This window comes from Arthrobacter sp. CAN_A214 (genome assembly GCF_015751955.1).
Taxonomy (GTDB): Bacteria; Actinomycetota; Actinomycetes; order Actinomycetales; family Micrococcaceae; genus Arthrobacter_D.
Genome location: NZ_JADOUU010000003.1, coordinates 269,449 through 282,977 on the forward strand (window position 1 = coordinate 269,449; position 13,529 = coordinate 282,977).

The window sequence follows — 13,529 nt, forward strand, 5'->3', positions numbered from 1 at the left end:
CTATGCCTGTCGCGGAACGAGCGGACGACGGCGCCAATGCGGCCCGTCCCTTCGCCGGGTGGGCACTGCTCGCCTCCGAGATCGGAGTACTCTTCCGACGTCGTCGTACCTGGGCGATGCTGGTGGCTCTCGCCGCGATCCCCGTGCTCATCGCTGTGGTCATCCGCCTGTCCTCCGACGGACCGAGCCCTGGCCGCGGGCCCGCCTTCCTCGACAGCATCACGCAGAACGGCTTGTTCGTCTCGCTCACGGCGCTAACGGTGTCCATTCCGCTGTTCCTGCCGCTGACCGTCGGCGTCGTTGCCGGGGACACCATTGCCGGTGAGGCGAATCTCGGCACCCTCCGCTACCTACTGGTGGCGCCCGCCGGACGCATCCGGCTGCTGCTCGTGAAGTACGCGGGCGCGGCACTGTTCTGTCTGGTCGCCGCGCTCGTCATCGTCACCGTGGGTGCACTGATCGGTGCGGCACTGTTCCCGATCGGGCCGGTGACGCTGCTGTCCGGGGACACCATCGGAATCGGCGGCTACTTCGGTAGGCTGCTGCTGCTTGCCGGCTACGTGACGATGTCGCTGATGGGACTCAGCGCGATCGGGCTCTTCATTTCGACGCTTACCACGGTTCCGGTGGGGGCAATGGCGGCGACGGCGGCGCTTGCGGCAGTCTCGCAGATCCTCGGTGCGCTGCCCCAACTGGAGTGGCTGCACCCCTGGCTGTTCACGCACTATTGGCTCGGGTTCGGGGACTTCCTGCGGCAGCCGATCGCGTGGGGTTCGTTCGGGGACAACGCGCTGCTGCAGTTCGGCTACATCGCGGTGTTCGGGTCGCTGGCGTACGGCCGGTTCAGCACGAAGGACATCCTGAGCTGATGCACCGGGCCTACTTCCCGCGGCGGTAGCGATGCGATCCCGCTGTCGACGAGGACCGGACTGCCGGCCACAGGAGATCGAGGGAGTGGAGCGCCTGAGCGCGCGCCATCGCGACAACCGCCTGTGCGCAGACCTCCGCGTCATTGCCGGCGTCGTGGTGCTTGAATGCACCCAGTCCGAGTGCTCTGGCCACGAAGGGCAGCTTGTTCACTTCGAGGTTGAGCAGACGACGCGCGAGATTCAGGGAGCAGTGGAAAGTCAGGTCCGGCACCTGAAGTCCGGATTCTGAGCACGCGCCGCGGAGAACGGAGCGGTCGAAGGAAGCGTTATGGGCAACGAGGACGTCGGTTTCCACGAAGTCGAGGATGCGGCGCAGGCTTGCTTCCCAGTTGGCGGCACCCGTGACGTCGCTCGCCCGGATGCCGTGCACCGCGATGTTCCTGGAATCGAAGTGGCTTACGGCGACGGGCGGCCGAATGAGCCAAGACTGTGTCTCGACCACGCTCCCGCCCTGCACCTTCGCCAGACCGACCGCGCAGGCCGACCCGCGTTTGCTGTTCGCGGTCTCGAAATCGATCGCGGTGAAGTTGAGACCCTGCACTGTTCCCCCTGAGCTGACCGGCGTCGCCCGGCGGAGCAACCCTCCGGAGCTTACCTCCCGAAGGACGCCTTTCTCGGAATGTTCAACTCCCCGTCGGACAACGGCCACGATGCCGTGACCCTGCCCCAGCATCGTGGGAACCGGCCACCGCTGTCGCATGAGGAGCGTTTGTGAAACCGCTGATCCAAGCCATCGCCGTCCTGTTGTCCCCCTATCTGCTTCGGGGTACTACCAAGCCCTCCGTCGTCGACTTCCCGCAGACCATCGATGGCGGAGCCTGGGCCGCCGGACACATCCAGGGCATCGCCGTCGATCCGAGGAAGGAAGTTGTCTACTACTCCTTCACCTCGATGCTCGTGAAGACCGATCTCGACGGCAACGTCCTCGGCACCGTCACCGGGATCACCGGACACCTCGGCGATCTCGCCTTCAACGAGGAGGACGGTCGCGTTTACGGATCGCTCGAATACAAGGCAGCTAATTCTTTCTACATCGCCATTTTCGACGGTGATCGGATCAACGGGATGGACATGAATGCCGAGAAGGACGGCATCGTCACCACTGTCTATCTTGAGGAGGTGGCCCGGGACTTCACGGCCGATACCCCGAACCACAGGTACGGCAGCAGCGGGATCGACGGCGTCTCCTTCGGCCCCGCCTTCGGCAGGCAGAACGGCAGGCAGATGCTGTCCGTCGCTTACGGCATCTACTCCGACACTGAACGCAGCGACAACGACCATCAGGTGATCCTGCAGTACGACGCGACGCGCTGGAGCAGTTACGAGCAGCCACTTACCCAATCCGCGCCCCACACGAGCGGACCGGCCAGCGACGACGGCAAGTACTTCGTCTACACGGGCAACACCACCTACGGCGTGCAGAACCTAAAGTATGACCCGCACACGGGCAACTGGCTCCTCGGCGTCTACAAGGGCAAAAAACAACAATTTCCCAACTACTCGCTGTTCGCCATCGACGGATCAGCCACTCCCCGACGCGGCGTCATCTCGGGCCAGCAGACCACGGAGGAAGGCCTGCTCCTACCACTCCTCCAACAGGGCCTCAAGCACGAGGCGACCGGCATCCGCGGCTGGAACTTCACCGCCGACGTCGGACTCGAGTCCCTCGGCAATGGCTACTTCTACATCGCCACGCAGGGTCGCGTCCTGCAGGAGGGCGGAACGCGGCAGACCGCAGTCCTCGACCTGTTCCGTTGGAGCGGAGCTGCGTCCTCACCCTTCGAACTCGTGAGCCGCTGACGGTTTCTTGCCGATTACGGCACCAACACGATGACGTCCGCTCGTGGGCGGTTTGCCGTCCTTCCTTCTTTCCCGGTGGAGCCGCTACTCAACCGACTCCGTCGCTATGCCTTCCTCCTGGCGACGTAACTACTCACAGCCCCTGCCGTCGCCGTCGCGATCAAGATGTGTTCCATATCCTGGCTGGCCGATGATGACGGGCGCAGCACCGGCGGCCCGGGCCGCTGTGCAGTTTGCGTAGTAGGCAGCAGGGGCAGGTGGAGCCGGCACGGGAGCGACAGGCGCCGGTGCCGGAGCTGGCGCAGGTGCGGGGGCTGGCGCAGGTGCGGGGGCTGGCGCAGGTGCGGGGGCTGGCGCAGGTGCCGGAGCTGGAGCCGGAGCTGGCGCAGGTGCGGGGGCTGGCGCAGGTGCCGGAGCTGGAGCCGGCTCTTCCGTTGGTGCTGCCACGGGCGCACTCTGATTGGTCGGGGCCAGGTAGCCGTCGCAATCAGACAGAACCCGGACCATCGCATCGCGCTCGGCCTGAGTCACCCACAGGGTGTAGGTCGCTTTGACAGAGATTTGCCGGGCGACGTATTCGCAGCGGAAGGACGTGTTCGGCGGGAGCCAGGTGGCGGCGTCGCCGTCGCCCTTCTGTCCGTTGATTGGTCCATCGGTGGACTGCAGGTTGAGTGGGTCGTTCGCGAAGGCAAGCCGCTGGTCGAAAGTAAGTTGCTGTGCACCCTTCTGCCAGGCGTCGGAGAGGGCCACGATGTGGTCGATCTGGACTTCGATGCTGGTCTCTTGCCCCCGAAGGAAGGGGATCGTCGTTCCCGTGTACGGGTCATCCAGCACGCCTGCCTGAACCTTGCAGGGAACGGAGTTCGCATGGACAATCTCCGTGAGATCCCTATTCAGCATGTCGTTCCGGGTATCGCAGCCGTTGTGGTCGACGTCGGCCCAGGCCTGGCCGAACTGGTCGCGGTCGTAACCCGTCTTCGGGGCGCGGCCCTTGATAGGCAGCGTTTCGAGGAGGGCGAGTGCGGTGGTGTCGTAGGCGGGCTGGCTTTGCGGTGCGGCCGGATCGCCCGCAATATCAACGACTTCATCGACGTCGGCGGGAGCGGCATCCGGGGTGGCCGATGGCGTCGCAGTCCTGGTCGGCGAGGCGGAAGGAGACGCGCTCGGCTTCGGTGTTGCAGTGGGCGACGGCGAAGCACTCTTCGAAGGCTCGACGGTTGCCCGCGTCTCCTGTTCGGCCAAAGCAGCCGGCACTGTGTCGTCCGTGGGCGGAGCGATCAAGCCGCCGACAATGAGGGCCACAACGCTGGCCCCGACGGTGACGAGCCCCATCTTCCGGCCGGCGAGCCGTGCCCACGACGGACGGTTCGTCAGCACGGTGTAGAGACCTGTCAGGAGCGCGAACAGCGCCGCCATGACGATCGCGCCGCTGATTCCACTGGTGATCAGACCAATGACGATGAGGAACAATCCGAAGCCGCCCACAATCGGCGTGGAAAGCTTCGCCTTCGGCCGCCCCGTCGAGGACTCGGAGTTTCGGACAGGCGGATATTGCGAAGAATTCATCAAGGCCCCAGCACTAGTGATTGTGACCGAAGCATATAACGCACCGAGTAACACCGCGCACTGCTGCGTTCAAGGCCCGACGTCGTATGTGAACAATCACCCTGCGCCCACACCACCGACCGCGCCGCTACCTCGATAAAACTTCGCTTGGTTCTCCCTGCTGCAGAACTGAGGCCAGGAGCGACGGCTCCACTGATCCCCCCGAGACGACGGCGGCAACAGTGCCGTCGACTGGAACAAGATCATGCATCCAGGCCGCTGCCGCAACGGCCCCGGACGGTTCAGCCACAAGTCGCCCGGACAAGGCCAGATGCCGCATCGCCGCATAGATCTGCTTCTCCGATACGGTGACGATGTCATCGACATACCGCTGGACGTGCTCCCACGGATGCACGCCCAGAGCAGGAGTTCGCAGCCCATCAGCAACCGTGCGGTACGTCAGCTCAGGTTCCCAGGAAACCCGGCGTCCTTCGCTGAGGCTTTGAGCTGCGTCGGCCGCGAGTTCAGGCTCGACGCCGATGACCCGCGTCGTCGGGCTCAAAGCCTTCACCGCCGTCGAGATTCCGGAGATCAGTCCGCCTCCAGAGACGGGAACCAGGACGACGTCGACGCCGGGCAGCTGCTCCAACAGCTCCAGGCCAACCGTTCCCTGTCCGGCAATGATCCGAAGGTCGTCGTACGGGGGTACATGGACGTAGCCGCGGTCGGCGGCCAACTCCGCGGCCCGAATGTCCCGCTGCGCTGCGGGCACGAGTTCCACCTCCGCACCGAGGGCGCGCACGGCGGCGATCTTCGCCGGCGGTGTCACGTCAGGCATCACGATGACGGCGTGCAGGTCCAGCCGGTGTGCCAGCCAGGCGACGGCACGGGCGTGGTTGCCCGAGGACTGCGCGACGACGCCGTTCTCCCGTGCCTGGTCGAGCACCTGGGCGATGGTGTTGTAGGCACCGCGGAGCTTGAAGGCACCGGTGGGCTGCAGCGATTCAGCCTTGCAGTGCAGCACCTCGTCGGGCCGCTGCGGGTGTGGCAGCGCAATGAGCGGTGTGCGCAGAACCAGGTCCTGGATGCGCCCTGCGGCGACGGTGATGTCCTCAAGGGTGACCAGCTGCGGATTGTGTTCTGAAACGCCTCGTCGAGTCTCCATACTGCGATCCTAGAGGGCGTATCCCCAAGAAGTTGCGTCTTCCGGAGCCGCGGCGCCACAGCGCCACGGCAAGCGGCAGAGAACGCCGCCACGACCGACGATCGCTACCGCACCTCGCCCGAGTATGTCGTCGTCGAGTCCGTTCTGGCATCGGCTGTAGTACTAGTAGTGGTGCCTAGCCGCGATGATTACGATTTGTTCGTCTTCGACCGCGTAAACGAGTCGGTGTTCCTCGGTGATGCGTCGTGACCAGTAGCCGGCCAATTGGTGCTTGAGTGCCTCCGGCTTGCCGATTCCTTCGAAAGGTGTCCGGAGGCACTCGTTGATGAGTACATTGATCCGCTTCACCAGGGCTTTGTCGTTCTTGATCCAGTACTGGTAGTCATCCCAGCCGTTGAGCGTGGAGGCAATGTTCATTCCGCCAAAGGCCGCTCAATTGCCGTCCCGGCTCTGTGCTGCGCAATGCTTTCAAGCAAGTGTGCGGCGTTGGCGGGTGTCCGTAGCAGGTATGCCGTTTCCTCGAGAGCTTCGAAATCGGCGAGGGACATCAGCACCGCACTGCCTTTCTTCGAGATTATCTCCACGGGCACATGATCGTTGTTGACCTGCTCGATGAGCGGGAACAGTCGCGCACGTGCCTCGGATGCTGTGATAGCCATGACCAGCCCTCCATAGTTGTACTACATATGGTACTGCTATCAGGCCCACGGCCGAGTTTCTACCCTCATCGATTGACCTACCATCCCAAACCCTCATCTCGTCAGCAATCCTGCTGGCGCCCCGTGCAAAGACGGCCAGACGACTCACCCGAACTCTTGGCCGAAGCCGCGTACAGTGCCGCTGGAACCCGTGGTCCGAACGGAGAACGCCCTAGGAGTGCCAATTAATCGCACTCGTCACCTGGTTTCCCAGCCGCTGGACAGCAGCATCAGTACTGGAGTCCCCACAAGAGAATGACGCCATCTGGGTTCTCACCGAGGAGGCCAGGGTGTCCCACGAAATCCAGCGCACGACATCGTCGACCCTGGACATCAGATCTTCCTTCGAAACCCCGATGCCGCCCGCCCGCTCAAGGACAGCTGGAAGATGCAGCTCTATCGCATCGTGGAGGGACATCTTGCCGAGCCCCTTGACCGACACGGGCGGCTGGACGCCGAGAAGGAACAACAGCGGCGTGCACTCACCAGCATTATTTATGAGCACCACATACTCCTGGGCGAGCTGTTCGGGTTGGAAGGCGCTGGTCTTGATGCGCTTCGCCTCGACGAAAGTGAAGACGTTCGGCGACAGGATGACCGCGTCAGGCTGCACGATGAACTTATTCGCCGCCCCTCCAGCCGGATTCACAGACATATCGCCGGGCAGCAAGGACATTTCGACTGACTCAACGTGCTCGACCAACTTCCCCCGGGCCTCGACAGCGCCCGAGCAGGACTTCACGACATGCGCAAAGAAGTGAACTCGTGGCAGGAGGTCCAGTCCGATCAGCACTTCCGCCGTGAGGACGTTCTCCATTCCTCGGCCACCGCGCCGGTACTTGACTGCTTTCTCCCACGAGATCTCTTCCAGGAGCCGCGCGATCATCGATGGTGGCAGGGCGTCATGTTCCATGACTCGATCCTCCCCCCAACACACCACAAAGTATGACGGCGGGCCCGCCACCCAAAGGTGCCGGGCCCGCCGTCGCGCATCGAACGTCTAGAACGTCCGGATGGGAATCTCCGCAGGATCCATCAGCAGCGACTCGATCTCCTCATCGAGCTTCACCAGGGTGATCGATGCCCCGGCCATGTCCAGCGATGTGCAGTACTCCCCCACATAACTGCGGCCCACGGTGATGCCCTGCTCAGCGAGACGCTTGTGCGCCTGCCCGTACAGCAGGTACAGCTCACTGATCGGGGTCCCACCGAGCCCGTTGACCATGAGCGCCACCCGGTCGCCGTCACCGAACGGCAGGTCCTTCACCACCGGAGCGAGCAGCTCCTCGACAATCTCGTTCGCCGGCATCATCTTCGCCCTGCGCCGCCCCGGCTCACCGTGGATACCGACACCCATCTCGATCTCATCCGCCCCCAGCTCGAACAGCGGGCTCCCCTTCGCCGGAGGTGTGCAGGCGGTGAGCGCCACGCCCATGGTGCGGGTCACCGAGTTCACCTTCTCGCCGATGCGGATGACCTCGTCGAGGTCCGCCCCGCGCTCGGCCGCAGCCGCGACGGCCTTGATGACGAAGAAGTTGCCCGCCACCCCGCGCCGTCCGATGGTGTAGGTGGAGTCCTCCACGGACACGTCGTCGTTGATGAACAGCGTCTTGACCTCGATGCCGTCGGCCGAGGACATCTCCTGCGCCATCTCGAACACCATCTTGTCGCCCGTGTAGTTGTTCACCAGCAACAGCACGCCCTTCGGCGAGGCCATGAGCTTCGTCGTTTCGTACACGTAGTCGAACGGAGGCGCGGCGAAGACGTCGCCCGGGCAGGCGGCATCGAGCATGCCCTTGCCCACGATCATCACGTGCGCCGGCTCGTGCCCGGACCCGGAGCCCTGCACGATGGACACCTTGTTCTGGTCGGGACCATCGGCACGCATGATCAGGTTGTACTCGGGCACGTACTTCAGGGTGTCCGGGTTCGCGAGCGCCAGGCCCTCGAGCATCTCCGGGACGAACTGCTGCGGATCATTGACGAACTTCTTCATGGAGGCTCCACGTCGTTGTGAGTTGGGATGGGTAGGTAAGCGATCAGGGCCAGTCGGCCACGATACGTTCGATGATGATGGCTACCGCCACCGCACCGGCATCCGGCGAACCGATGCTGCGTTCCCCGCTGTAGCTGGCGCGGCCGCGCTTCGCCTCGAGCACTGATGTGCCATCCGCGCACTCGCGGGTCTTCGCGGCGAAGGCTGCACGGCATTCCTCCGGCGAAGCACCGGCTGCGAGCTGCCGTTCGAGCTCATCGGTGGCGGGGATGAGGGCGTCGAGCAGGGTCTTGTCGCCGAGGTCGGCGTTGCCGCGCGCCTTAATGCCGTCGGTTGCTGCTCGCAGCATGGTGACGACGGCGGTCCCATCGATGGTGTCCACGGTCTTCGCGGCGGCCGAGGCTCGAAGGAACGCCGTTCCCCACAGGGGCCCCGACGTCCCGCCGATCCTGCTGGAGATGGCGAGTGCTATCTGCTGGAGGAAGGTGGCGACATCGTCGCGCTTCAGGGAATCCCAATCCGCCAGCACCTTCTCGAAGCCGCGGGCCAGGGAGTAACCGAGGTCGCCGTCGCCCACCACGGCGTCGAGGTCCCCGAACTCTTTCTCCTTCTCCACAGCCGTGGATGCGAGGGAATGCACAACGAATTCGACGTCGGCGAGGTCGGTGGCGGTCATGGCGTCTCCGTATCGGTGGTTGGCGCGGAGCCCGCAGCGCCGGGTCCGGGATGAGTCAGCAGGTCCTGCAGCGTGGCGAGGGTGACGACGCCGGGAACGTCCGTGCCGTGCGGATTTTCGAGGACCTCGGCCTGCTCGCCGTTCGGGTCGCCGAGGGAGCTGACCACGAGGGATGCGCCCGTGAAGTCCTCCTCGCGGGTGAAGCCACTGACAGTCACCACGATGCGAATTCCGGCGGCGACGGCGGCGCGCAGCCCGTTGCCGCTGTCCTCGACGACGATCGCGTCCTCCGGCGACACCCCGAGGTCCTTCAACGCCAGCAGGTAGATGTCCGGGGCAGGCTTCTTGGCGGGCACCACATCACCGGCGAACACGGAGAACTGCGACGCCAACGCGTCCCCGACAGCGTGCGTGAGCACAGCGCGGACGGCCGGTTCTGCGGAGGTCGACGCGACGGCGAGGGTCCAGCCGGCGTCGGAGGCTTCCCGCACAATTCGGGCGATACCAGGCCGGGCCGGCATCACGCCGCTCTCCACCAGCCCCTTGTAGACCTCGGTCTTCCGCTTGTGCCAGGAGAGAATCGCGGCGTCGATCGCGTCGTCATCCTTCAGGCCCAGCTGCAACGCGAGCGCCGGAGTGAGGATACTGCGCATGCGCTCCTTGCCGCCGCCGATCTTCACCTTCACGGCATACTCCTCCACGCTCCACTGCACGGGAACGTCGAAGTCGGCGAAGGTCTGGTTGAACGCGGGCAGATGGCCGTACTGTTCGGTGTCGGCGAGCACGCCGTCGCAGTCGAAGATGAGTGCGGGCATGCTCAGCGGCCGCCCTTGCCGGCGCTGCCGAACTGCGTGCAGAGGTCGGTGACCATGGCGAGGATGTCGCCGCGCGTGTGCTTGAACAGCGACGGCGGATCCCACTTGTTGTTCTGCTCCGCCTGCTTCAGGAACGCCAGGCTGGACTGCATGTAGGTTTCCTTGAGCGCCGTCGAAATGTTGACCTTCGCGCAGCCCCGGGCGATGAGGTCCGCGAACTGCTCGTTGCTCAGGCCGCTACCGCCGTGCAGCGCGATCGGCACGTTGCGGGCCTCGACGATCTGGGTGACGCGTTCGACGTCGAGCACGGGTGCCGCCTTGTAGCTGCCGTGGGCATTGCCGATCGAGGGGGCGAAGACGTCGATGCCGGTCGCGTCGATAAAGGCGAGCGCCGTTTCGAGGCTCTGCTGCTTGGAAACCTCATCGGACCCGTGGTCATCCTCGACGCCGGTGATCGCCTCGATCTCACCCTCCACCTGCGCGCCGTAGCCTCGGGCTTCGGCAACGACGTCGATGGTCTGCCGCTGGTTCTCCTCGACGGGCAGGTTGGAGGCGTCGAACAGTACCGAGTTCCAGCCGGCCTTGAGGCATTCGGTGACCACGGCGCGGTCGGGGCAGTGGTCCAGGTGCAGCGTGACGGGCACCTCGATGCCGCGCGTCATCGACTGCCACATATCGAACAGCACGCGGGACCCGATGCTGCGCACCGTCTTCACCGAGGTCTGCAGGATCACCGGGGAGTTCGCCTCGACGGCTCCAGCAAGCACGGCCTCCATGGTCAGGTCATTGAAGATGTTGATCGCGGGCACGCCGTAGCGCGCCTGGAATGCCGGATCAACAATGTCCTTCAGGGGTACAACACCCACAACAAATCCTCCTGGCTAGGCTCCTCCCCACGGTAGGCGGGCGGCAAGCGGGCCGGTATGGGGGTTACCCCTCCCCTCGGCGTGGGGGTAATCACCACCTCGCCAGCGGCGGGCATCGGTGGTTGAGTTGGGCGCGGCTGTTCACCGCCCCACTCCCCCACTTCAACGACGAAGGACACCATGGCTACTGGATCAGTACTTGAAACCATTACCGCCGAGGAAGCGCGCCGCGTCATCGACGCCGCCGCCGCAAAGGCCACCGAGATCGGCCAGCCGATGGACATCGCCGTCGTCGACGCCGGCGGGAACCTCAAGGCGCATGTCCGCATGGACGGCGCCAACATCGGCAGTATCACCATCGCGATCAACAAGGCCTACACGTCCATTGCGTTCCAGTGCGAGACCGGCGATCTGCAGGGAGTCACCCGGCAGGACGGGCCCATCTACGGCCTGAGTGATGCCCACGGCGGCCGGCTCGCAGTGTTCCCCGGCGGCATTCCGCTGGTGCGCGACGGCAGCATCATGGGCGCCATCGGCGTCTCCACCGGCACCATCGAGCAGGACCAGGAGGTCGCCACGGCGGGCGCTGCCGCCTACTGACGCTACCTACTAGCCGGAGTGCTGCAGGCCCACCAGCATAGTGCGATTCCGGGCACCGGTCTTCCGCAGCATCGCGCCCACATGCTTCTCGACGGTCTTCACCGAGATCGCGAGCCGGGTGGCGATCTGCTTGTCGGCCAGGCCTTCGATCAGCAGGTCGCGGACCTCGAGTTCGCGGGCCGTGAGGCGGACGGTCGAGCTTTCCTTGGTGGCGGCGTTGCCGGTCGCCTCGGTGAACCGGGTGAAGACGGCGCCGTCGAGCAGCGCATCGCCGCGGGCCGCGGCCACCACCACGCGGGCCACTTCGGCGGGCGTCGACTCGAGCGAGAGGAACCCGCGCACGCCCGACGCCGCAGCCAGCCGCAGCTGCTCAAGCGTGGGCTGGTCGACGACGGTCACCACGGGTCGGTCGACGGAGTCATCCTCCGGTCCCTCTTGCTGCGCGGCGGTGTACTGCTCGAGGAGCGGCCAGTCGAGCACGATCATGTCCGGCTGCAGCAGCGATATCGATTCCACGAGATCGTCGAGGCTACCCGGCTCCCCCATGACCTGCACGGACGGTTCGGAGGTCTCGAGCAGGCGGACCAGGCCTGCACGCACCAGCGGCTGGGTGCAGGCGACGAGCACCTTCCACCGCTCGCGGGACACTTCCCCGTTGGCGGAGTAGGGCACTTCCGCGCGGACGCTGGTTCCCCACCCCTGCGTCGAGTCGACGGAGAGGTCGCCGCGCAGGTAGTGGGCGCGGGCAGCCATCCCGTGGAGTCCCAGGCAGGCGGACGACGACGGCGACCCTTCCGTTCCGCGCGTCGCGGCGGCGTCGAATCCGCGACCGTTATCCTCGATGACGGCAGCAATTCCGGTGGCGTTGTAGAACATGCCCACCCGGCAGGTGGTGGCGTGGGCGTGCACGACGACGTTGCCCACTGCTTCCTGCACGATCATGAACACCTGATGGGCCACTTCGGGCGCGAGATCCTGGGGTTCTCCGACCACCAAGAGCGTGGCGTCGAGGGGGTAGACGGCTTCCACGCGGTCGAGTTCGTTGCGGACTGCTTCCTCGAGGGAGCTGCCGGCGAGGCTGGAGGGGCCGAGCCCGAGGACCGTGCGGCGGGTTTCGAAGAGGGCTTCGTGTGCGAGGACGCGGGCGGAGTCGATGTGCTGGGTGGATGGCGAGCCACCGGGGGTGGCCTTGTCAGCGCGGTCGAGGTGCAGGAGCAGGGAACCGAGGGAGCGGCCGATGGTTTCATGGACGTCCCGCACCGCCCGTTCGCGTTCCCCGGCGACGGCGGCTTCGCGTTCCTTGGTGGCGGCAGCGTTGTGGAGACGGGAGTTCATGATAGCGATGGCGGCGTGGTTGGCGAAGAGTTCCACGAGGGACGCTTCGGCAGCAGTGAAGGCCCGGCCGGGCCCGTTGCTGAAGATGGCGAAGGTGCCGATGATCGCGCCGTCCCAAGAGATGGGAACCCCGATGACGGCACTCCCCCAGCGGAGGTCGCTCGGGTGGATGTGGCCGGTGGGAACGGAGGCGTAGCGATCGAGGATCACGGTGCCGCGTTGCTTTACAATCTCTCCGGTGAGGCCTTCGGTCAGGGGGAAGGTCTGACCTTCGTGGCAGCCGACGCCCTGGTCCACTTCCTTGCGGTAGTAGCCCTCAGTCTCGTGCACGATCGAGATGGAGCCGCTCTCGCAGCCAAGGAGGGCGACGGCGTGGCCGAGGACGCGTTCGAGGAGCGGGACCAACTCGAACTGGCCGGCGAGGTCGCCGGCCAGTTCGGTGATGCGGTCGAGTTCGGATCGTGGGGTGATGTGCGGCTGCTGGGGGCGGTCCGGCGTGGAGAGCTGCTGCATGCGAGGCACCTGTCTGCGACAACCCGGCGCGGCGCTGCGCTCGGGCCTTTAGGATAACGGGTCGAGTACAGAGTGCTTCAGCAGCGCTCTAGGGAAGAGCGCCCGCCGCATATTTGCTCGTCGCTATTACATCGAAATTAGCCAGTTTCTTCACGATAGGAAGAGTGCGAGCTCCTCCAGCACTTCATCCGGCTGCTTGAGCTTGCACTCCCAGACCACGTAGGTTTTCCAGCCCAGTTCTTCTAGCTTCTGGAGCTGTTCATTGTCCCGATCAACGTTTCGCTGTCGCTTCGCTGACCAAAACTCCGCATTCGTTTTCGGGGTGTACTGACCGGCCCGGCAGGTGTGCTGATGCCAGAAGCATCCGTGAACGAAGATCACCTTCCGACGCCCCGGAAAGACAAGGTCGGGTGTGCCCGGCAACCGTTTGTCGTAAAGCACGTACCGATACCCCTCCCGATGCACCATGCGGCGAACCTGCATCTCCGGCTTGGTGTTCGCGGCACGAATCTTGGACATGTTCGCGCTCCGCTGTTCCGGCGTCAGGCGATCTGTCATAGGGACATTGTAGGAATGAACCTGCTGGGTCGC

The 13,529-nt window shown here is 64.9% G+C and carries 15 protein-coding genes; 3 read left to right on the forward strand and 12 right to left on the reverse strand.

What is annotated here, in order from left to right:
* The first annotated feature begins 2 nt into the window (after positions 1-2).
* The gene (locus tag IWX65_RS04870) at positions 3-869 is read left to right on the forward strand and encodes an ABC transporter permease (protein WP_196881296.1); all 867 of its coding nucleotides are present in this window, start codon (positions 3-5) and stop codon (positions 867-869) included.
* A 10-nt stretch (positions 870-879) separates the two neighbouring features.
* On the opposite strand, the gene IWX65_RS04875 is transcribed toward IWX65_RS04870, so the two are convergent.
* The gene (locus tag IWX65_RS04875) at positions 880-1,629 is read right to left on the reverse strand and encodes a 3'-5' exonuclease (RefSeq protein WP_196881297.1); all 750 of its coding nucleotides are present in this window, start codon (positions 1,627-1,629) and stop codon (positions 880-882) included.
* Positions 1,630-1,640: 11 nt separating this feature from the next.
* Between IWX65_RS04875 and IWX65_RS04880 the strand changes: the two genes are divergently transcribed.
* Positions 1,641-2,729, forward strand: coding sequence for a hypothetical protein (locus IWX65_RS04880; protein WP_196881298.1), 1,089 nt, complete (start codon positions 1,641-1,643; stop codon positions 2,727-2,729).
* Between the two features lie 129 nt (positions 2,730-2,858).
* Here the strand turns inward: IWX65_RS04880 and IWX65_RS04885 are convergent, their stop codons facing one another.
* From IWX65_RS04885 to IWX65_RS04925, 9 genes are all read right to left on the reverse strand, one after another.
* A complete protein-coding gene (locus IWX65_RS04885) occupies positions 2,859-4,295 on the reverse strand; it encodes a GmrSD restriction endonuclease domain-containing protein (protein ID WP_196881299.1) in 1,437 nt (478 codons plus the stop codon).
* 127 nt (positions 4,296-4,422) lie between these two features.
* Entirely contained in the window at positions 4,423-5,439 is a 1,017-nt protein-coding gene (locus IWX65_RS04890) for a threonine ammonia-lyase (RefSeq protein ID WP_196881300.1), read from the reverse strand.
* Positions 5,440-5,601: 162 nt separating this feature from the next.
* Entirely contained in the window at positions 5,602-5,856 is a 255-nt protein-coding gene (locus IWX65_RS04895) for a Txe/YoeB family addiction module toxin (protein WP_196881301.1), read from the reverse strand.
* Positions 5,853-6,098 (reverse strand): type II toxin-antitoxin system Phd/YefM family antitoxin, encoded by a 246-nt coding sequence (locus IWX65_RS04900; protein WP_196881302.1) that lies wholly within the window; start codon positions 6,096-6,098, stop codon positions 5,853-5,855. Before IWX65_RS04900 ends, IWX65_RS04895 begins: the two co-directional genes overlap by 4 nt.
* 211 nt (positions 6,099-6,309) lie before the next feature.
* A complete protein-coding gene (locus IWX65_RS04905) occupies positions 6,310-7,050 on the reverse strand; it encodes a hypothetical protein (protein ID WP_196881303.1) in 741 nt (246 codons plus the stop codon).
* A gap of 87 nt (positions 7,051-7,137) precedes the next feature.
* Positions 7,138-8,133, reverse strand: coding sequence for a dihydroxyacetone kinase subunit DhaK (gene dhaK, locus IWX65_RS04910; protein ID WP_196881304.1), 996 nt, complete (start codon positions 8,131-8,133; stop codon positions 7,138-7,140).
* Positions 8,134-8,176: 43 nt separating this feature from the next.
* A complete protein-coding gene (dhaL, locus tag IWX65_RS04915) occupies positions 8,177-8,809 on the reverse strand; it encodes a dihydroxyacetone kinase subunit DhaL (RefSeq protein WP_196881305.1) in 633 nt (210 codons plus the stop codon).
* Positions 8,806-9,624, reverse strand: a complete 819-nt coding sequence (locus IWX65_RS04920) for an HAD-IA family hydrolase (RefSeq protein ID WP_196881306.1) — start codon at positions 9,622-9,624, stop codon at positions 8,806-8,808. Before IWX65_RS04920 ends, dhaL begins: the two co-directional genes overlap by 4 nt.
* 2 nt (positions 9,625-9,626) lie before the next feature.
* The gene (locus tag IWX65_RS04925; protein ID WP_196881307.1) at positions 9,627-10,490 is read right to left on the reverse strand and encodes a class II fructose-bisphosphate aldolase; all 864 of its coding nucleotides are present in this window, start codon (positions 10,488-10,490) and stop codon (positions 9,627-9,629) included.
* A gap of 180 nt (positions 10,491-10,670) precedes the next feature.
* On the opposite strand from IWX65_RS04925, the gene IWX65_RS04930 reads away from it, so the two are divergent.
* Positions 10,671-11,090 carry a GlcG/HbpS family heme-binding protein gene (locus tag IWX65_RS04930; RefSeq protein WP_196881308.1) on the forward strand — a complete coding sequence of 140 codons (420 nt, stop codon included), beginning with the start codon at positions 10,671-10,673 and terminating at the stop codon, positions 11,088-11,090.
* Between the two features lie 9 nt (positions 11,091-11,099).
* Here IWX65_RS04930 and IWX65_RS04935 read toward each other — a convergent pair whose 3' ends face one another.
* Entirely contained in the window at positions 11,100-12,938 is a 1,839-nt protein-coding gene (locus tag IWX65_RS04935) for a hybrid sensor histidine kinase/response regulator transcription factor (RefSeq protein ID WP_196881309.1), read from the reverse strand.
* 150 nt (positions 12,939-13,088) lie between these two features.
* The gene (locus IWX65_RS04940) at positions 13,089-13,496 is read right to left on the reverse strand and encodes a very short patch repair endonuclease (RefSeq protein ID WP_196881310.1); all 408 of its coding nucleotides are present in this window, start codon (positions 13,494-13,496) and stop codon (positions 13,089-13,091) included.
* Positions 13,497-13,529 lie beyond the last annotated feature (33 nt).